This window comes from Streptomyces sp. NPDC056883 (assembly GCF_042788835.1).
Taxonomy (GTDB): domain Bacteria; phylum Actinomycetota; class Actinomycetes; order Streptomycetales; family Streptomycetaceae; genus Streptomyces; species Streptomyces stoeckheimensis.
Window position 1 is genome coordinate 419,977 of the sequence record NZ_JBHUBS010000007.1, and the last position, 18,972, is coordinate 438,948.

Genomic DNA, 18,972 nt, shown 5'->3' on the forward strand with positions numbered 1-18,972 from the left:
CCTCCCCCCCTTCTACCCCCCCCCTGGGGTTGGCCCATGCTCCTTTCCCAAAACCTCGCCGGTCCAGAACCCCGGCGCCCCCTTCCGTGGTGTCGAGGGTGTCGCGGCTGGGTTCCGATCAGGTCTCGCCTGCGAAGATCCGCCGGAAATGGCACGCTTTGACAGCGGAAGACACCTATCCGATTCCTCGGTGTGGCTGGTTATGATCGGCACCCTTATCTCCTGCCGCAGCCCCCTGCCCCCGAGGACCGATGTCTCTCATAGAACCCGAAGGCGAACCCGAAGGCGTACGAGGGCAGTCGACGACGCGTCGGCGGCGGACCCTGCGCCTGCGCACCCTGCTCATCTGGCTGGCGGTGCTCCCCACCGTGGCGATGGGCACCCAGGTGGCGGTGACCGCCCAGCGGCTGCTGGCGCAGTCGGAGCGCCTGAGGGCCGACGTCGCGGCCGCCGAGAAGGTCGGCGCACCGCTGTACACGCTCATGATCGACATGCAGGCCGAGCGGACGCTGACCGCCTCGCTGTGGGCGGGGGCGGCCGGGACCGAAGAGGCGCTGAGCATGCGGCGCGAGGCCACGGACCGGGCCGCGGCCGAGTTCCGCCGACTGGCGGTCGGTTCGGACGCGTTCTTCGAGGAAGTGAACCGGCGGCTCGACAGCCTGGCCGCGTACCGCCAGCGCGCGGATGCGCGCAGCGGCGGCGCCGACGGCACGCTGACGTACTACACGGGGGTGATCGACGCGGTCATCCAGGCGTACCAGCTGGACTTCAGCCACGCGGACGACGCCGAACTCACCAAGGAGAGCCGGACCGTGGTGTCCATGCTCTCCGCCACCGAGATGGTGGCGCGCGAGGACACGCTCCTGGCCCTGGCCGGGCCGTCCAGGGAGCTGAACTCCGCCGGCTTCGACCAGTTCGTCGGCGCCCTGGGAGCCCACCGGTACCTGTACGACACCTGGGTCGCGCCGTATCTGCCCGCGGAGGACCGGCGGTTCTACGAGCGCATCGTCGCCTCCCCGGACTGGCAGACGAAGATCCGCATCGAGAAGGCGATCCTCTCCAAGCACACGGACGTCGCATCCGGCATCAAGCTGCCCGCCGAGGTCGCGGGATGGCGGTCCGCGCACGAGAAGTTCTCGGTGCAGCTGGCCACGTTCAACGTCGACCGGGCGCGGAAGATGCTCGCACGCGGCGAGGCCAAGGCCGCGGAACTGGACACCGAGGTCGCCTGGTTGATCGGGGGAAGCGGCGGCGGGCTGCTGATCGTCGTGGCCGTGGTCGTGTTCACCACGCGATCGGTCCTCCGCCGCCTGCACGACCTGCACGAACGCACGGTGACCGTCGCCGAGGAAACCCTCCCCGACGTCGTCGCCCGGCTCCAGCGCGGGCAGTCCGTCGACGCCGACGCACTGCCGGAGGTGCGCGGCGACCGGGACGAAGTCGGGCGCATCAACGATGCGTTCGCCCGCGTCGTCGCCGTATCCGTCGACGGGCACCGCCAGCTCGCGGCAGAGCGCCACGGGTTCGGTCTGTTCGCCTCGGGCATCGCCTCGCGCACCGGAAACCTGGTCAGCCGCCAGCTGAGCCTCACGGAGGACCTCCAGGACACCTTCGGCCACGACGAAGCGCTGCTCGCCCAGTTGATGCGGGCCGACCAGCTGACGGTGGGCATGCGGCGGCAGATCGAGAACCTCCTGATCCTGGCGGGCGGCGAGGTCCCCGACCCGCACACCGAGCCCATGCGCATCGCCGACCTGCTGCGCGAAGCCGCCGCGGAAGTCGAGGAGTTCCGGCGCATCGAGCGGCACGCCCTGGACGAGATCAGCGTGGAACCGCGCGTGATCAGCCAGATCAGCCACCTGCTCGCGGAACTGCTGGACAACGCCACCCGGTTCTCCCCGCCGCGGTCGAAGGTGGTCATCCGCGCCGAAACGGTCGCGGGCGGGCTGTCGGTCGAGATCGAGGACCGTGGGCCGCGGGTGACCCCCGAGCGGTACGAGGAGATGAACGGGCGCCTCCACGAGGCCCCGCCCTACTCCGTCCTGGCGCAGAACGCGCACCGGCTCGGGCTCTTCGTGGTCGGTCACCTCGCCGACCAGCTCGGGGCGACGGTCACCCTGCGCCGCTCGGTGTACGGAGGGACCGCCGCCGTGGTGATCCTCCCCGGGGAACTGCTGGTGGCGAGCGAGGCGGAGGCCCCGCGCAGGCCCGTACCCGTACCCGTACCGGCGCTCGCCCCCCAGCCCGAGCCCGAGCTCGCACTCGCGCAGGCGTCGCCGGCTCCCTCCGCGGCCGCCCCGGCGCCGGCGCCCGAGCCGCTCCCGCGCACGGCCGCCGGGCTGCCGAGCCGCCGTACGACGGTGCCCGCGCCCGCCTCCGGACCCCCGGCCCGGCCGGCCCTCCCCGAGCGCGTCCCCCAGACCCACATCGCCGAGCAGCTGCGCGCCCCCAGCGCACCGGAACCGGCCGTCCGGCCGGACACGGAAACCCCCGAAGAGGTGGCGGACGCCTGGGCGGACTACGAACTCGGGACCCAGACAGTGGAAGAAGAGCTCCGACGGGATCAGTCATGACTACTTCACCGAACACCGCGGCATCCAACGACGTCATCTACAGCGTCCTGGACAACAACCTGAGCAGGATCGCCGGCATCCAGGGAGCGGTGCTCCTGTCCAACGACGGCATCAAGCTCAGCGCCTACCTGCTGGACCAGCCCCAGGCCGAGCGCATGGCGGCCGCCGCCTCCGGCATCGCGGCCACGATGAAGGCGATATCCCGGGAGGTCGACGGCGGCCGCGTCATCCGCCAGTTGGTCGAGATGGACGACCGGTACCTCTGCATCGTCGGGTGCGGTGAGGGCAGCACGCTCATCGTGGTGACCTCCCGCAAGGCGCGGCTCGGGGAGCTGGGCGGCGAGGCCGTACGGACCGCCCAGGCGCTCGGCGAGTGGCTGGGCACCCCCGAGCGCGCCCAGGTGCCGACCGCGTAATGCCGCAGGACGAAGCCCAGCCCGCGAGGCGCCGCCGGACGCGGCTGTACGCCCTGACCGACGGACGGACAGCCGTTCCCCACACCGCCCTCACCATGGACACCACCATCACGGCGGCGGTGGCCGAGGACGCCCGCGCCGGTCTGCCCACCGAATGGCAGGAGATCCTTGCCATGTGCGCGGCGCCGGGCGGTCGGGCGGTCGCCGAGATAGCGGCGCGGATGCACATCCGCCTCACCCCGATGACGCTGCTCCTCGGCGAACTCGCCGACCGCGGGCTGATCCACCACCGGCCGCCCCTGGGGGGCGCCGAGACCACCGACGTCGACCTGCTCATGAGAATCAGGGACAACATTGCCCGGATATAGCCTCCCCGATGACGACGTGCCCGCCCCTCGGGCCCCTGCCTCACAGGAAGCGGCCCCGGTCAAGATCCTCATCGCCGGTGGGTTCGGAGTCGGCAAGACCACCCTGGTGGAGACGATCTCCGAGATCGAGCCGCTGCGCACGGAGGAGCGGCTGACGGCCGCCGGTGTCGGCGTCGATGACCTCGACGGCATCGAGTCCAAGACGGCCACCACCGTGGCGATGGACTTCGGCCGCATCACCCTCACCGACGCCGGCGTCGTCCTCTACCTCTTCGGCACACCGGGCCAGGAACGTTTCTGGTTCATGTGGGACGACCTGCTGGCCGGGGCACTCGGGGCGATCGTGCTGGTCGACACGCGACGTCTCGACCGCAGCTTCCCGGCCGTCGACTTCTTCGAGAGCCGCGGACTGCCGTTCGTGGTCGGCGCGAACTGCTTCCACGGCGAGCAGCCCTACACCGCGGAGGAGATCGCGACGGCCCTGCACCTGCGCGATCCGAACACCCCCGTGCTCATGCTCGACGCCCGCTCCCGCCAGGACGTCCGCGCCTGCCTGCTCTCCCTCCTGGACCAGCTCATCGCCAACGCGGGAGCCCGGGCGACCGCCTGACGCGGCCGAGCCCGCCGCTCGCGGCTCACCCCCGCAGGTCGGCGAGGTGGTCCGACAGGGTCCGCGACGGGGTCCAGCCCTGGGCGCGGGCCCGGGTCAGGTCCAGGACCACCGGGTGGGCGAGCTGGTCCACCGCGTAGCGGCTCAGGAGCGGTTCGTCCGTGGGCAGGGCCTCCGCGAGCCCGGCCGCCAGGGTCGCGAGGGCCAGGGGGAGGTGGCGTACGCGGGCGCGGACCCCGTGGGCGCGCAGGACCTCGCGGATCGCCGCGTCGCGCCGGTAGGGGAGGGCGTCGGCGATGTTGTACGCGCCCTGCGGCCAGTCGGGAGCCGCCAGGCAGGCCTCCGCCAGGTTCTCCACCGCCGTCAGGCTGAGCGGGACGTCCGGGCCCGGCAGGAACAGCGTCCCGGCGCGGACCCGGGAGAGCAGCCGGGGCAGGAGCTGGGTGTCGCCCGGGCCGTACACGGCGCGCGGGCGCAGCACCACGGAGCCCGCGGCCAGCGCCAGGGCCTCGCCTTCGGCCTTCGTACGGCCGTAGGCGTTCAGGTGTCCCGTGCGCGGGTGGTCCTCGCGGACGAGCGTGCGGTCGCGGCCGGGGTCGTAGACGCTGGCGCTGCCGACCCAGACCACCGGGCGGCCGCCCGCCGCGCGCAGCAGCCGTTCGGTGCCCGTCACGTTGACCGCGTGCATCACGGTCTCGGCGGGGGAGCCCGGGGCCGGATCGCCGACCGCCGCCGCGCAGTGCACGACGAGGTCCGTGCCCGAGAGGTCCGGCTCCCCGAGGGACGCGTCCCAGAACCGGTGCTCCCCGAGCGGGCCGGGCCTGCGGCCCAGGCACACCACCCGTGCCCCGGCCGCCGCCGCGGCGCGGGCGACGTGCCCGCCGCAGAAGCCGCTCGCGCCCGTGACGGCGATCCGCACCCCGGCCGCGCTACGGGATGTCATGCCGCCGCCCGCACGACGAGCGAACGCCACCCGGGCAGAGCGGCCCGGCGGTCCACCAGGGCCCGGGTCACGACCGGCCGGTGCGGAGCCAACGCCGCCAGGACGCCGACCAGTTGCTCCCGGGCCAGCCGGGCTCCGGGGCAGGCGTGCGGCCCGGCGCCGAAGACCAGGCGGGCGGTGCCCGGCTCGGCGGGGCACCGCCCGTCGGGGTCCCGCACGTGGGCCCCGGCCGCGTGCCGGGCCACCAGGAGCAGCCGGTCGCCGGCCCGGACCGGGCAGCCCCCCACGGAGCCGCCGGCCGCGGCGACCCGGGGGAGGAGGGGGGAGGCCGCCGTGACGCGCAGGAGTTCATCGGCCAGCGCGGGGCGCAGGGCCGGGTCCGCCGCCTGGTCCCACAAGCCCGCGTCGGCGCACCAGGCCACGGCCCGGGGCAGCGCCGCGACGGTGGTGTTGACGGCCGCCACCGCCAGCATCGCGGCCCGGGCGTCCGCCCCCGGGCCCAGGAGCGCGCGGAGCCGCTCGGCGGTGCGGATCGCCGCCGCCCCGGCGCCGGGGCGGGGCGGGCCGGGCAGGTGGCTGCGCACGGAGGCGGCCGCGGCCTCGGCGGCGGCCTCCGCGAGGGCGAGGGGGGAGGCGCAGGCGTCGGCCCCGGAGCCGGGGCGCAGGAGTGCGTACACCACCGAGCCGGCCAGTTCCCGGGCCAGCGGGACCAGGTCCACCGTGCCCCCGAGCGGCAGCGGCGCGAGCCGCCGCAGGAGCAACGGGTGCCACACCGCGCGCAGTTCCCGGGTCCCGGACGCGCCGAGCAGCTCGGCGAGCTCCCGCCGGCCGGCCCGGTGACCGGAGCCCTCCTGGTCGAAGAGCACGCCCTCCACCCGGGCGGCCCGGGCCGCGCCGCCGGTGGTGCCGGGCGCGGTGCGGTCCAGCGGCAGCCGGGTCAGCGCCTCCCGGTAGGCCGCCGTGCCGTGGACGAGCAGGGTGCCGCCCCCGAGCCGGCGCACGGGCCGCCCGCGGGTGGCGGCGAGCAGCGCGAACAGGAGCGGGTGGGAGCGCAGGTAGACCCGGCGGTCCCGGCGGCGGGCCTTCGCGGCGGGCTTCGTACCGGCCTTCGTACCGGCCTTCGGGGCGGGCTTCGTGCCCGCCTTCGTACCGGCCTTCGTACCGGCCTTCGTACCGGCCTTCGTGCGGGTCCGGGGGCGGATCGTCGGGTCGGTGGTCATCGAACGTGTGCCTCCGCGGTGTCGGCGGGCCGGTAGCGCCGGTCCCAGTACCAGAGCAGGGTGCGGCGCGGGCCCCAGCTCCGCAGCCTGCGCAGGCTGTTCTGCACCACCAGCTGCTCCGCGCGGACGATCCGGGCGCTGTGCTCCCGGGCCCGGTTCAGCAGGGCCACGTCCTCGGAGCGTTCGTGCAGCGGCACCCGCAGGGCGCCGCCGCAGCGCAGGTAGAGGTCGGCGGTGATGCCGAAGTTGTGGCCGTGGCACAGGACGTACGGGGCGCGGTAGCGCGGGTGCCGGTGGGACGGGCGGTAGCGGCCGTAGAGCGAGGTGAGCCGGATCAGCGACGGCAGCACCCGGGCTTCCAGGAGGCCGGGCCGCTCGTCACGGCGCGGCACGCTGCGGCCGCACAGCATCTCGGCGCCCCGCCCGAACTCCGCCTTCGCGACGGCCGTCCAGTCCGGGGCGGGCAGGCAGTCGGCGTCGGTGCGCAGCAGGTGGGTGGCGCCGGCGGCGATGGCGTACCGGAAGCCGGTGTCGGCGGCGGTCCCGGCGCCGGGCAGTTCCTCCCGGGCCAGCTCGACGCGGAAGGGTGCCGCGCGCGCGAAGTCCCGTACGGCATCGGCCGTCCGGTCGGTGGAGGCGTTGTCCACGACCACGAGCGCGAATCCGGTGTCGTGCTGGGCGGCGAGCGCGGCCAGGGTGGCCCCGATGGCCGCCGCCTCGTTGTACGCGGGCACGACCACCCACAGGTTCGTCAACTCCGCTCTCCTTCGGACTGGTTGGTGGTGCCGGCCCAGGACGCGGCGCGGAGCAGCACACGGGCGCACAGGCTGCCCCACACGACGAGCCCGATCAGTGGTCCGGCCCGGCGGTAGAGGTCGCCGTGCAGTTCGGCGGTGGCGGCGAGGTACGGGCCGGCGGCGAGGGCGAGCAGCCGGCAGGTCAGAGCGGCGGCCAGCGCCGGCCCGGCGACGGCGGCCGCCCGGGGTCGGCCGGGGGCCCGGCGCGGGGCGAGCCGCAGGATGGCGGAGAACAGCGCCCAGAGCGCGGGGACCGTCAGGGCCGGACCGCAGGCCGTCACCACGACGGCGATGAGCGCACCCGCGAGGCAGAGCGAGGCGGCCCCCACGACGTCCTGGGCCGCGTCGCGCACCGGGTTGCCGCTGCCCGCGTTCTGCCCGCACATGGCGCGGACGCCCGTACGCAGCGCCCGGGTCATCCGGACGACCGCCCAGCCGAGGGCGACCAGGAGCAGCGGCCGCCAGTGCGGGGTGACGACGGGCAGCCGACCGGCCACCGGAGCCGCGGCGGCGGGCAGCAGCCCCGCGGCCAGACCCTCGACGGCCCGCCGCACCCCGCTCCCGTCGGCCCCGGCCCGACCGGCCAGCGAGCCGACTAGTAGTACCGCCGGCGCCGTCCCGACGAGCAGGGCGTACGTGAGCGAGCCCGCGAGCGCGTCCCCATTGGCCCGGGCATACCGCCGATGGGCAACCCCAATCCGCCCCCACACCCCCGGCCCACCGGACTTCCCCTCCCGGCGCCGCGGGCGTGCGCCCACGCCCCACTCCCGACCGGTCCCGGCCGTCACGTGCTGCCCCGCCCTGGACGGAGGCCCGGCCCGGAACAGCCGCCCCGCCACACACGGACCGTTGCCGGGGGCCCGCCCCCGGACCCCTGCGCCTCGAACGCCGGCGAGGCCGAGGTTGCCGACGGCAGCGGCCGGAATACAGCCCCTCCGGCGTTCGAGGAGCGGGGTCCGGGGCGGAGCCCCAGGGGCAGTTCAGCCCGTCCGGCGTTCGAGGACCGGGGCCGGGCGGAGCCCGGGGAACGGGCGAAGGGCGGGGCGGGGAGCATGCCCCGCGCAGCGGAGCCCGTCATCGCGAAGCGCCCTTCCGGAAGGAGCCGGGGCCGGGGCCGGATCGGGATGCGGATGGGGATCCGGAGGCCAGGCGGGCGGCCGCCAAGGCTGCCGTCGCCGCGCGGTCCGGTTTGCGGGAGCGGCCCGACAGCGGGATCCGCGCGAACAGCAGGGCGTCGGGCGCGGCCGCGCCCATGCGGCGCAGCGGGCCCGCCAGCGCGGACCGCAGCGCGGGCTCGGCGACCCCGTGGCAGGGCTGGACCACGGCCACGAGCCGCTCGTCGCCGTAGTCGCAAGCGTCGCCGTGGCCGTCAGCGTGGCCGTTGCCGTGGCGGTCGGCCGCCTCCGCCGGGACCCCGACGAGCAGCGCCAGCTCCACCCCCGGCACGTGCAGGGCCGGTTCGTACAGGCCCGGGTAGATGTTCTCGGCCCGGCGCAGCACCATGTCCTTGGCCCTGCCCTCCAGCACGATCCGGCCCGCGCCGTCCAGGCGCGCCCGGTCGCCCGTACGCACCCACGGATCGGGGTCCTCGCCGAGGTAGCGGTGCCGGGCCCCGGGACCGGCCAGCAGCAGCTGCCCGTCCGCGTCGGACTCGGCGCGCACACCGGGCAGCGGGGCGCCGACCAGGTCGCCTGCGCCCTCATGCGCGGCCTTCTCCCGGGACTCCACCGCGGCGGCCGGAAACAGCTCGGTGAGCGCGTACACCCCCCAGGCCTCATCGGCCCCCGACTCCCTTACGCGGCCCAGCAGTTCCGCGCTCGCAGGAGCCGAGCCGGTCCACACCCGGCCCCGGAACCGGGCCCCCTCCCGCAGTGCGTCCCGGAGCTGCGGCGGCGTGAGGTAGGTGTCCCGCGGCGCCAGCCGGGCCAGCTGCCGGGCCAGGATCCGGGGCGACCGTGCCGGGAGGGCCACGGGGGCGCCGCGCACGAGGGAGGGGACGAGCACGAAGAAGGTGCCGCCGAGCACGGGAGCGGCGGTGGCGGCCGCGGCCTCGCCCGGGCCGCCGGAGAACAGCGCCGACACCGTCTCCATCCCGGCGGCCAGACTCGCCCGCGTGTGCACCACCGCCCGGGGCCGTGCGGTGGTCCCGGAGGTGAACACGATGACCGCGTCGGCGTCCCCGTCGCCCGTGCACCGCGGGGGAACCCCGCCTCGCGCCGCATGCCGGTCCAGAGCGGGCGCGCATCCCGGCAGCCGCCGCCCGACCGTGGCCACCGGCGCGCCCAGCCCGGCCAGCTCCGGCAGTTCCAGCCCGGCCGCCCGCCGGGCCAGCGGCCGGGCCCACCCGGCCACCGCCTGCGCGGCGGCGTCGGCCAGCACCAGCGCGGGCCGCGCCGAGGCCAGCCGGGCGCGCAGCACGTCGGGTCCGGCCCCGGGGTCGAGGACGGCCCCGCGCAGACCGAGCCGCCACAGCGCGAGCAGGACGGCGAGCGCCCGCGGCCCGGGGCGCACGGCGACCCCGACGGTGTCCCCGGCGCGCAGCCCGCGCGCGTACAACGCGGCGGCGAACGCATCGGCCAGCTCGGCGAGTTCCCCGCACGTGGCGGCGGTCCGGGTGGCTCCCGTACGGGTGGCGGTCAGGACGGCGGGCCGCTCGGGGCGGGCGCGCAGCGCGTGGTCGAGGCGGTCCAGCATCAGCGGGGGTCGTCCGTTCCGTGCGGGCCGCTGCCGCGGCCGAGGTACCAGCGGGCCGTGCCGGCGATTCCGTACGCCCGCAGTCGGCGCGTGGAGTTCTCCACGACCATCGCCCGGCAGCGCGTGATCCGGTCGGTGTGGCGGCGCACCGCGTTGAGGAAGAGCCGGTCGGTGGGGGAGGGGCGCCGGGGCATCCCGCCGACGGCCAGGTACAGCTCGGCGGTGATGGCCATGTTGTTCCCGGCGTGCATCCGGTACGGGGCGCGGTAGCCGCGGCGCCGCGCGTGCTCGGGCCGCAGCCGGCCGAAGAGCCCGGCGAGCCGTACGAGGACCCCGAACCCGGCCCGCCCCAGCGGACCGTGCTCGTCGCGCCGGGCCACGATCCGCCCGCACACCAGCCCGGGGTCGCGGATCAGGGCCGCCCGCGCCGCGCCCGTCCACCCCGGGTGGGGCAGGCAGTCGGCGTCGGTGCGGGCGAGCAGGGTCGCGCCGCGCCCGATCGCGTACCGGAAGCCGGTGTCCACGGCGGAGCCGACGCCCTTCTCCGGTTCCTCGATGACCTCCACGGCGAAGGGGGCGCCCGCCGCGAACTCCCGCGCCACGGCGCCGGTCCGGTCGGCGGAGGCGTTGTCCACGACCAACAGGGTGAAATCGCGGTCCCGTTGGCGGGCGAGCGCGGCGAGGGTCCCGGCGAGCCGGGCCTCCTCCTCGTGCGCGGGCACCACCACCCACAGTCGTCCGGCCGCGCTCACGACTTCTCCCAGACCATCGTCATGATGCTGATCCCGCCACCGAGTCCGACGAACAACACCCGGTCGCCTGAGGCCAGTTCGTCGAATATTCGGTCCAGTTGCACCCCGATCGTCGCGCTCGCGATGTTGCCGAGTTCGGGCACGGTCACCACCAGCTTCCCGGCCGGTACCCCGGTCAGCTCGGCGAACCGCTCCAGATAGGGCACCGTCACCTGGTGCACCAGCACCTTGGAGAAGTCGTCCCAGTCCATGCCCGTGCGGTGCAGGGTCCGGTCGATGACGGCGGTGCCCACCTTCTCGAAGACCCCGCGCAGTTCGTGTCCGTCGCCGCGGAAGTACGTGTACGCGTCCCCGCGCGGGTGGCGCGAACCGCCGCCCGGGATGCCCCCGACCTCCCAGTGCTCGGAGTGGGTCTCGGTGTCCACGTCGAGGATCCCGCCGCGTTCCACCGGCTCCACGATCACGGCGGCCCCCGCATCGCCGAAGGTGTAACCGGCGAAACCGGCGCGGAACTCGGCGAAGTCGGCGGGCGCCGTCCGCACGGCCCGGCTCGGGGTCTCCCCGGTGACCACCAGGGCCCGTCGGGCCCGGCCGGCGAGGATCATGGCGCGGGCGAGGTCGATGCCGTTGACGAAGCTGTTGCACGCGTTGGTGACGTCCAAGGCGTGTGCCTTCGTGCCGAGTTCGGCCTGCACGATGTGCGCGGTGGCGGGTTCGGCGACGTCGCGGGAGGCGGAGGCGAAGAGCAGCAGGTCGATGTCGGCGGGCCCGAGCCCGGTGGAGTCCAGGACCCGGCGGGCCGCATCCACCGCGAGCGTGGAGGCGTACACCCCGTCACCCGCGATCCGTCGGGCGCGGATTCCGGTGGCCTGGGTCAACAGCCGTGGCGGCAGGGTGAGTCCGGCCCGTCCGGCGATCTCGCGCTGGAGCCGGTCGGAGGTGAGGACGTCCCCGGGCAGCACACCGGCGACGGCAGTGATCCCGGCGCGGAGCCGCGGGCGCGGTACGGATGGCTGATTCGGCATGCCCTCACGATGACGCGCCATCCGGTCCCGGTCCTGAGTACGGATGCTCATCCCGCCCGCCGACCGCGTGAGTACCCGGGGCCGCCGGTCCGCGGCCCCGTGGCGACGGCTGCGGAGAGATCGCGAAGGGATCGCGAAGAGATGTGGCCCGTGGGGCACGAACCGTCTGACGAGGTATTCCGTTCTCCAGGTGTACGGCCCACTGTCATCAAAGCAATGCCGACCGGTACCCCGGGGCCGCTGTTCTTGGGGCGCCCGCGACATCCCCCCGCACCCGTCTCACCCGCAGAGGTCGTTCTCCATGACTGAATTGAATCGGCGCAGGTTCCTGCAGATCGCCGGTGGCGCCGCCGCCGTCACGATGCTGAACGAGAGCATCGCGAGGGCCGCCGCCATCTCGGCCCAAGGCAGTACCGGCACGATCCAGGACATCGAGCACATCGTCGTCCTCATGCAGGAAAATCGTTCCTTCGACCACTACTTCGGTGCGATGAAGGGGGTCCGGGGCTTCGGAGACCCGAGGCCGGTCCTCCAGGACAACGGCAAGTCCGTCTTCCACCAGTCCAACGGCACGAAGGACATCCTGCCCTTCAACCCCCAGATCAACGACCTGGGCATGCAGTTCCTGACGGGGCTGGACCACGACTGGGCGGGTGGCCACCAGGCCTACAACAATGGCAAGTACGACAAGTGGGTCCCGGCCAAGACGGCCACGACCATGGCGTACATGACCCGGAACGACATCCCGTTCCACTACGCGCTCGCCGACGCCTTCACGGTGTGCGACGCCTACCACTGCTCCTTCATCGGTGCCACCGACCCCAACCGCTACTACATGTGGACGGGTTACACGGGCAACGACGGCGTGGGCGGCGGCCCGGTCCTCGGCAACCAGGAAGCCGGCTACGGCTGGAAGACCTACCCCGAGCGCCTGGAGACGGCCGGAGTCTCCTGGAAGGTCTACCAGGACATCGGCGACGGCCTGAACGCCGCCGGATCCTGGGGCTGGATCAACGACGCCTTCCGCGGCAACTACGGCGACAACTCGCTGCTGTACTTCAACAGCTACCGCAACGCCCAGCCCGGCAGCGCCCTGTACGAGAAGGCCCGTACGGGCACCAACGTCAAGGCGGGCGGCACCTACTTCGACAAGCTGCGCGCGGACGTCGTGAACGGCACGCTCCCGCAGGTCTCCTGGATCGCCGCCCCCGAGGCGTTCAGCGAGCACGCCAACTGGCCCACGAACTTCGGCGCCTGGTACATCTCGCAGGTCCTGGACTCGCTGACCGCGAATCCCGACGTGTGGGCGAAGACGGCCCTCTTCATCACCTACGACGAGAACGACGGCTTCTTCGACCACGTCGTCCCGCCGTACCCGCCCGCCTCCTCCGCCTGGGGCCTGTCCACGGCGAGCGTCACCGGCGACCTGTACACCGGAGGCGTCTCCGGCTACGCCGCCGGCGCGTACGGGCTCGGCCCCCGCGTCCCGATGATCGTGGTCTCCCCCTGGAGCAAGGGCGGCTACGTCTGCTCCGAGACCTTCGACCACACCTCGGTGATCCGCTTCATGGAGAAGCGCTTCGGCGTGCAGGAGCCCAACATCTCCCCGTGGCGCCGCGCGGTCTGCGGCGACCTGACCTCGGCGTTCGACTTCACCCGGGCGGACGCCGCGCCCGCCGCACTGCCGTCCACGGCCGCGTACGTACCGCCGGACAAGAACCGCCACTCGTCCTACAACCCGACCCCGCCGGCGACGGGCACCCTGCCCAAGCAGGAGGCGGGCGCCAAGCCGACGCGCGCGCTGGGCTACGCCCCGTACGTGGACGGCAAGGCCACGGTCTCCACGGGCAAGTTCACGCTGACCTTCTCCTCGGGTCCCACCCTCGGCGCCCACTTCCACAGCACCTCGGGCAACCGTACGGACGGCCCGTGGCCCTACACGGTCGAGGCGGGCAAGACCCTGTCGGACACCTGGAGCACGAGCAGCTCCACCGGCAACCAGATCAACCTCACGGTCTGGGGCCCCAACGGCTTCCTGCGCACCTGGAAGGGCCCGGCGAAGAAGGCCGGCCCCGAGGCCACGGCCCGCGACGACAAGGCCACCGGCAACCTGGTGCTGTCCCTGACCAACGGGGGCACGGCGGCCGTCAACCTGACCGTCACCAACGCCTACGGCGGCACGGCCCAGGTCGTGCGCGTCGCGGCGGGCGCCACGGTCGCGCACACCGTGTCCCTGTCCGGCACGGCCCGCTGGTACGACGTCACGGTCGTCTCCGACGCGGACGCCACCTTCCTGCGCCGCTTCGCCGGCCACGTGGAAACGGGCGCGGCCGGAGTCTCGGACCCGGCGATCAAGACCGTCTGACCGTTCCCGTAGGGGTGAACCCGCCTGCTTCCGCCGCCCGCGAAGTTAACGCTTGCGTTAACTTCGCGGGCGTGGCTCAATGGGAAGTGATCCTCGTAGGCGTGCGTCCGGGCTCCTCGGGCGGTAGCGAGATCCGCATCCTGTTCGCGTTCGACCCGGTGCGCCGTGCGGTGCTGCTCGTCGCCGGGGACAAGGCCGGAAACTGGCAGCGGTGGTACGACGTGAACATTCCCCTCGCGGAGAAGCGGTATCGGGCCCACATCGCGGAACTGGACATCAGGGAGTACGAATGAGCGCTGTCGGTTGGGAGGAGGCCAAGCGCCAGGCGCGCGAGCGCCGGGTGGCTGCCGGGCTGCCGGTACGGTCGCCGACGGAGAAGCAGGCCGCGATGGACCGGCTCATGGCCGAGGTACGGGCCTATCGGCTGGCCGAAATCCGCCAGGAGCAGGCCCTGACCCAGAAGGATGTGGCCGACAGCATGGGCGTCTCGGCCCCGCGTGTCTCCGCCATTGAGAACGGAGAGACGGACCGCACCGAGGTCGCGACCTTGCGCTCGTACGTCGAGGCGCTCGGCGGCCGGTTGCGGGTGGTGGCCGACTTCGGGGACACGGAGTACACCGTGGCGTGATCCGGAGCGCGGAGCGCGGTGTGACCGTACGGGCGGTGGGCAGAACGGAGGCGTCCGGGTACGCAACCCCCGTCACCGAGGGAGAACGCATGGCCATCGCCCACCGCAGGATCGGCACCGGCCCCGTCCGCGTCATCGTGCTGCACGACTGGTTCGGCACGTCCGCGAACTGGGGCTCCGTACTGGACTACCTGGACCCGCGGGAGTTCTCGTACGCCTTCCTCGACTACCGCGGCTACGGCGACCGCCGGGACGTCCCCGGCCGCTACGCGCTCCCCGAGATCGCAGACGACGTGCTCGCGCTCGCCGACGAGCTCGGCTGGGACACCTTCTCCCTCCTCGGTCACTCCATGGGCGGCAAGGCCATGCAGCAGGTCCTCGTGCGCGCCCCCGAGCGCGTCGAGAAGCTGATCGGCATCAACCCGGTCCCCGCCGCCCCCTACGAGATGGACGACGCCACCCACGACCTCTTCTACGGGGCCGCCGGCAGCGCGGAGAACCGCCGCGCCATCCTCGACATCGTCACCGGCCGCCGCGCGAGCCCGTACTGGCTGGAGCGGATGGTCGCGCACTCGCTCGCCGTGTCCCGGCCGGAGGCCTTCGCCGGGTACCTCGCGAGCTGGCAGCCACTCGACCTGTCCGCCGCCGTGAAGGGCAGCACCGTCCCGGTGCTGGTCCTCGTCGGTGAGTACGACCTCGCGCTCACCGCCGACGTCATGCGGGCCACCTGGCAGGTCTCGTACCCGAACTGCCGCGTCCAGCCGCTGCCCGGCACCGGCCACTACCCGCCGCACGAGGCCCCGGTGGCCCTCGCCACCGAGGTGGAGGCCTTCCTGCGCGGGTAGGGCGGGCAGGGCGGGTGCGGCGGGTACGACGGGCGGATCAGCGGCGTACTTCCGCGACCCGCTCCTTGGTCTGCTGGTCGAAGACGTCGTCGGGGAGGAACTCGACGGCCTGCTCCGGATCGAACTGGGCCTGGAGGTTGCGGAAGTGCGAGGGCGGCAGCAGCGCGCGGTTCTGCATCTCCGCCGCGATGAACCGGGAGCACTCCACGCCGCCGTGGGCGCGCAGGTGGGTGTTGTCCGCCACGCCCTTGGGGTAGTTGGGGTGCTCGCCCGGCTCCAGGTAGAGGAACAGCGCCTTGGTCCCGTCGGGGCCGGCGTGCCGCCACCAGGCGACGCTCCACTCGTTCAGGTCGATGAGCGGCACCGAGAGCTGCGTCGCGACCTCGCGCATGGCGGCCGGGTACTGCCCCAGGGGGCGGCGCATGTTGCCGTACTTGTCGAAGACGCGGCGCTCGTGGCTGGTGATGAGGACCGGGTGCATGCCCCGGTCCCGCGCCGCGTTGACGTACTGGCGCAGGAAGCCCTGGTACTCCTTGAACGGCTCGGTGAAGCGGCCGTCGCCGGGCTTCATGTCGATGAGGCCGAAGGAGATGAGCATGAGGTCGCCGGGAGCGCCGTTCTCCAGGATCCAGGCGAGCCGCCCGCGCTCCAGGAAACTGCGGGTGCTCGCTCCTGCGCGCGCGCAGTTGATCACCTCGGCGCCCTGGATGAACAGCTGCAGGGTCTGGCCCCATCCCACCATCGGGGCCATGCTGGCCTGCCGGCTCGTCACGCTGGAGTCGCCCGCGAGGAAGATTCTCGTCATGCTTTCGTGTACTTCCCATCAGAACGTGCCGGGGCTCCGTGCCCCGACGATGACCCGGCAGGCGGGGCCTGTCTCCCCCACCCGGACGATCTCATCCGGCACCCGATTCCTGAACCCGTTCATCGGAATCCGTCTCAGGCTACATGTCCGCAGGCCGGGGCCTCAGCGGGCCCCGATCGGAATCCGTTGTGTGCCTTTAGGGCGGACTCAGCCGTCCCACCAGCCACTCCAGGGCCGGCGGCACCTCGCGTGCCCAGGTCTCGTAGTTGTGACCGCCGCTCGCGAGCACGATCGAGGAGACCCGTGCGGGTGACCGTACCGCGTCGATGAATTCCAGCGTCGCCGGGTACTGGTGCTCGCCCTTGCGGCTGCTCGCCACCAGCAGGGACACCGGCGGCTGGGGCAGGTTCCGCAGCCGCCACAGCAGGTCGTCCTCCTGCCGGCGGCCCGCGTCGCCGCCGAACAGGTCACCGGTGTCCGCGTCCCGCACCGCGGCGTACGGGGCCGACAGCGCGGCCGCCGCCCGGTAGGCGTCCGGTGTGCGCAGGGCCAGCTTCAGGGCGCAGTAGCCGCCCACCGAATTGCCCATCGCGCCCCACCCCCGGGCGTCCGGCGTGAGGCCGTAGTGCGAGGACACCACCGCCCTCAGGTCCCGCGCGAAGAAGGTCTCCGCCTGCGGCCCGCCCGGCACGTCCACGCACTGCGTGTCCCTGGGCGGCGCCACCGTCGGGGTCATCAAGACCAGCACCGCCGGACGCATCCGCCCCGCCCGCACCGCCTCCAGCGCCAGCTGCGGATACCGCAGCCGGTCGACCAGCACCCCCGGCGTGCTCGGGAACCCGCTCAGCGCCAGCACCACCGGGAACTCCGCCCGCCGCCCGGCGGACGCGTGCACGTACTGCGGCGGCAGGTACACGTACCCCTGTCCCGACAGCCCGCTGCGGGCCCCGCGCACGGTCACCGCCTCGATCCGGCCGATCACCGCCGGGTCGTCGTTGCCGGCGTGCCGCCAGGAATGGGTTCCCCGCACCACCAGCGCCGCCCGCGCCGACGCGCCCGCGCCCGCCTGCACCGGGTCCTCCCGGCGCAGGGAGAACAGGTCGCGCCAGGAGCCGTAGAAGCCGTACGAGGAGTTCACCGCGAGCAGCAGCGCCGACCCGGTCGTCAGCGTGATCGCGAGCTGGAGCCCCGCCCGCCCCAGCACCGGCCGGACCCCGGACCCCGCGAGCCGGGGCCACAGCCACACCGCGGCCCCGAACACCGCGGCCGCCACGAGGGCGGCGAGGAGCAGCGCCGGGATGCCCCCGATGTCGCTTTTCATGCGAGTGATCCTGCCAGGACTCCGGTCGGCGGGCCCGGCCGGCCGCGACGTGCCGCTCCCCTCGGAGGAACGAAAAAACCCGTGGGGGTTACGAGGAAAACTCGTAACCCCCACGGGATCAACAGGGTGAGTGACGGGACTTGAACCCGCGGCCACCTGGACCACAACCAGGTGCTCTACCAACTGAGCTACACCCACCACGAAGGGCGGCGGACCGCCCGTTCGATGTGCAAGCACAGCATAGCTGATCAGCGGGGTGGTCCCGCGACGCCTTTTCCGGCGGCCCGGCCGGCCGCCCCCGCAGGCAACCCCGCGCCCCGGATCGCCATCCCTACCCGTATGGGACCAAACCGACTGACCGGCCTGGACGCCGCCCGCGGCATCGCCGTCCTCGGCATGTTCGCCGTCCACGTCGGCCCGCCGCCCGCGCCCGAGGGACCCGGCTGGCTGCTCGTCGCCGCCGACGGCCGGGCACCCGCCGTCTTCACGCTCATCGCCGGGTTCTCCCTCGCGCTCGCCCGCTCCCGCGCCGCCGGACCACCGCCCCTGCGGGCCACCCTGACCCGCTGCGCGATCCTCGGCGCGCTCGGCCTGTGCCTGGCCGCGCTCTCGCCCGGCATCCTCGTCATCCTGGCCTTCTACGGCGTCTACTTCCTGGCCGCCGAACCCTTCACCCGGCTGCGCACCCGCACCCTGGCGGCCGTCGCGGGCGCCTCGGTGGTGCTGGGCCCGGTCCTCTCGTACCTCCTGGGCCCGCCCCTCGGGCTGCGCACCGCAGGGCGCGGCGCCACACCCGTCCCCGCCGACCTGACGAGCTGGGCGGGGGCCGGGAAGATGCTCCGGGAGCTGCTGCTCTCGGGTGCGTACCCGCTGCTCACCTACTTCCCGTACATCCTGGCGGGCATGGCCCTCGGCCGCCTCGCCGACCTGCGCGGCAAGCGGTCGCTGCGGCTGCTGACCGGCTTCGGGGCGGCGGCCGCCGTCGCCGGCTACGGCGCCTCCTGGCTCGCGCTGGGGCCCGGCGGCCGGCGCGGGCCGCTGCTGGAGGCCGTCGCACGGGAACACCCCTGGGCGGCGGCGGAGCCCGATCCGGTCGCGGCCGTGCTGGGGGAGCAGTTCGGTGCCGTGCCCAGCACCTCGTGGGACTGGCTGCTGGTGGCCGGCCCCTACAGCCAGACCCCGCTGGAGACCCTCGGCAACTCCGGGGTCGGGGCGGCCCTCATAGGCCTCCTCGCGCTGTCCGCGCGCGCCCGCCGGGCGGCCGGGGTGCTCCGGCCGCTCGCCGCGGTCGGGGCGATGGCCCTGACGGTGTACGTGGTGCACGCGCTGGCACTGGCGGTGTTCCTGCGGGGCTGGAGCGGGTGGGAGGTGCTGGGCGGCTTCTCGCTCGCCGCGGTGACCGGCTGCTTGGCCTGGGGCCACTTCCTGCGAGGTACGGAGCTGCGGCGGGGGCCGCTGGAGTGGGCCCTGCGGGTGCTGACGCCGGCGTAGCCGTGCGCGCCGCCCTGCGGGGCTGTCCCCTACCCGCCCTTCCACCGTTCCCCGGGCTCCGCCCGGACCCGTACGTGCGCTGCGCGCCCGTGCCCTCAAACGCCGGGCGGGCTGGAGTT

17 protein-coding genes, 1 tRNA gene and 1 pseudogene are annotated in these 18,972 nt (G+C 74.0%); 9 read left to right on the top strand and 10 right to left on the bottom strand.

The features are described 5' to 3' along the window. Positions 1-251 precede the first annotated feature (251 nt). The 4 genes from ACFRU2_RS20515 to ACFRU2_RS20530 are packed head-to-tail and all read left to right on the top strand — an operon-like array spanning position 252 to position 3,967. Entirely contained in the window at positions 252-2,573 is a 2,322-nt protein-coding gene (locus ACFRU2_RS20515) for a nitrate- and nitrite sensing domain-containing protein (protein ID WP_382973973.1), read from the top strand. Then, positions 2,570-2,989 carry a roadblock/LC7 domain-containing protein gene (locus ACFRU2_RS20520; protein ID WP_382973975.1) on the top strand — a complete coding sequence of 140 codons (420 nt, stop codon included), beginning with the start codon at positions 2,570-2,572 and terminating at the stop codon, positions 2,987-2,989. Before ACFRU2_RS20515 ends, ACFRU2_RS20520 begins: the two co-directional genes overlap by 4 nt. Further along, positions 2,989-3,357 (top strand): DUF742 domain-containing protein, encoded by a 369-nt coding sequence (locus tag ACFRU2_RS20525; RefSeq protein WP_382973976.1) that lies wholly within the window; start codon positions 2,989-2,991, stop codon positions 3,355-3,357. Before ACFRU2_RS20520 ends, ACFRU2_RS20525 begins: the two co-directional genes overlap by 1 nt. Before the next feature lie 16 nt (positions 3,358-3,373). After that, entirely contained in the window at positions 3,374-3,967 is a 594-nt protein-coding gene (locus tag ACFRU2_RS20530; protein WP_382973978.1) for an ATP/GTP-binding protein, read from the top strand. 25 nt (positions 3,968-3,992) lie between these two features. On the opposite strand, the gene ACFRU2_RS20535 is transcribed toward ACFRU2_RS20530, so the two are convergent. From ACFRU2_RS20535 to ACFRU2_RS20565, 7 genes are all read right to left on the bottom strand, one after another. Beyond that, positions 3,993-4,910, bottom strand: coding sequence for an NAD-dependent epimerase/dehydratase family protein (locus ACFRU2_RS20535; protein ID WP_382973980.1), 918 nt, complete (start codon positions 4,908-4,910; stop codon positions 3,993-3,995). Next, a complete protein-coding gene (locus ACFRU2_RS20540) occupies positions 4,907-6,130 on the bottom strand; it encodes a cytochrome P450 (protein WP_382973982.1) in 1,224 nt (407 codons plus the stop codon). The genes ACFRU2_RS20535 and ACFRU2_RS20540 overlap by 4 nt, the downstream gene beginning before the upstream one ends. After that, positions 6,127-6,885 carry a glycosyltransferase family A protein gene (locus ACFRU2_RS20545; protein ID WP_382973984.1) on the bottom strand — a complete coding sequence of 253 codons (759 nt, stop codon included), beginning with the start codon at positions 6,883-6,885 and terminating at the stop codon, positions 6,127-6,129. Before ACFRU2_RS20545 ends, ACFRU2_RS20540 begins: the two co-directional genes overlap by 4 nt. Further along, on the bottom strand, positions 6,882-7,685 hold the full coding sequence (locus ACFRU2_RS20550) for a YhjD/YihY/BrkB family envelope integrity protein (RefSeq protein ID WP_382973986.1): 804 nt from the start codon (positions 7,683-7,685) through the stop codon (positions 6,882-6,884). Before ACFRU2_RS20550 ends, ACFRU2_RS20545 begins: the two co-directional genes overlap by 4 nt. 316 nt (positions 7,686-8,001) lie before the next feature. Continuing rightward, a complete protein-coding gene (locus ACFRU2_RS20555; protein ID WP_382973988.1) occupies positions 8,002-9,621 on the bottom strand; it encodes an AMP-binding protein in 1,620 nt (539 codons plus the stop codon). Beyond that, positions 9,621-10,373, bottom strand: a complete 753-nt coding sequence (locus ACFRU2_RS20560) for a glycosyltransferase family A protein (protein ID WP_375951501.1) — start codon at positions 10,371-10,373, stop codon at positions 9,621-9,623. The genes ACFRU2_RS20555 and ACFRU2_RS20560 overlap by 1 nt, the downstream gene beginning before the upstream one ends. Further along, on the bottom strand, positions 10,370-11,398 hold the full coding sequence (locus tag ACFRU2_RS20565; protein ID WP_382973990.1) for a 3-oxoacyl-ACP synthase III family protein: 1,029 nt from the start codon (positions 11,396-11,398) through the stop codon (positions 10,370-10,372). The genes ACFRU2_RS20560 and ACFRU2_RS20565 overlap by 4 nt, the downstream gene beginning before the upstream one ends. Before the next feature lie 301 nt (positions 11,399-11,699). On the opposite strand from ACFRU2_RS20565, the gene ACFRU2_RS20570 reads away from it, so the two are divergent. The 4 genes and pseudogenes from ACFRU2_RS20570 (at position 11,700) to ACFRU2_RS20585 (ending at position 15,236) form a co-directional block, all read left to right on the top strand. Next, positions 11,700-13,763, top strand: coding sequence for a phosphocholine-specific phospholipase C (locus tag ACFRU2_RS20570; RefSeq protein WP_382973992.1), 2,064 nt, complete (start codon positions 11,700-11,702; stop codon positions 13,761-13,763). 101 nt (positions 13,764-13,864) lie between these two features. Beyond that, a pseudogene (locus ACFRU2_RS20575) lies at positions 13,865-14,056 on the top strand (type II toxin-antitoxin system RelE/ParE family toxin); the annotation flags it as partial. Continuing rightward, positions 14,053-14,391 (top strand): XRE family transcriptional regulator, encoded by a 339-nt coding sequence (locus ACFRU2_RS20580; RefSeq protein WP_382973994.1) that lies wholly within the window; start codon positions 14,053-14,055, stop codon positions 14,389-14,391. The pseudogene ACFRU2_RS20575 and the gene ACFRU2_RS20580, both read left to right, overlap by 4 nt. 89 nt (positions 14,392-14,480) lie before the next feature. Next, positions 14,481-15,236 (top strand): alpha/beta fold hydrolase, encoded by a 756-nt coding sequence (locus tag ACFRU2_RS20585; protein WP_382973996.1) that lies wholly within the window; start codon positions 14,481-14,483, stop codon positions 15,234-15,236. A gap of 37 nt (positions 15,237-15,273) precedes the next feature. On the opposite strand, the gene ACFRU2_RS20590 is transcribed toward ACFRU2_RS20585, so the two are convergent. From ACFRU2_RS20590 to ACFRU2_RS20600, 3 genes are all read right to left on the bottom strand, one after another. Further along, positions 15,274-16,041, bottom strand: coding sequence for a rhamnogalacturonan acetylesterase (locus tag ACFRU2_RS20590; protein ID WP_274550076.1), 768 nt, complete (start codon positions 16,039-16,041; stop codon positions 15,274-15,276). Positions 16,042-16,237: 196 nt separating this feature from the next. Beyond that, positions 16,238-17,362, bottom strand: a complete 1,125-nt coding sequence (locus tag ACFRU2_RS20595) for an alpha/beta hydrolase (protein ID WP_382973998.1) — start codon at positions 17,360-17,362, stop codon at positions 16,238-16,240. Between the two features lie 125 nt (positions 17,363-17,487). After that, a tRNA-His gene (locus ACFRU2_RS20600) sits at positions 17,488-17,560 on the bottom strand. Positions 17,561-17,701: 141 nt separating this feature from the next. Between ACFRU2_RS20600 and ACFRU2_RS20605 the strand changes: the two genes are divergently transcribed. Next, the gene (locus ACFRU2_RS20605) at positions 17,702-18,853 is read left to right on the top strand and encodes a heparan-alpha-glucosaminide N-acetyltransferase domain-containing protein (protein ID WP_382974000.1); all 1,152 of its coding nucleotides are present in this window, start codon (positions 17,702-17,704) and stop codon (positions 18,851-18,853) included. Positions 18,854-18,972: the final 119 nt, after the last annotated feature.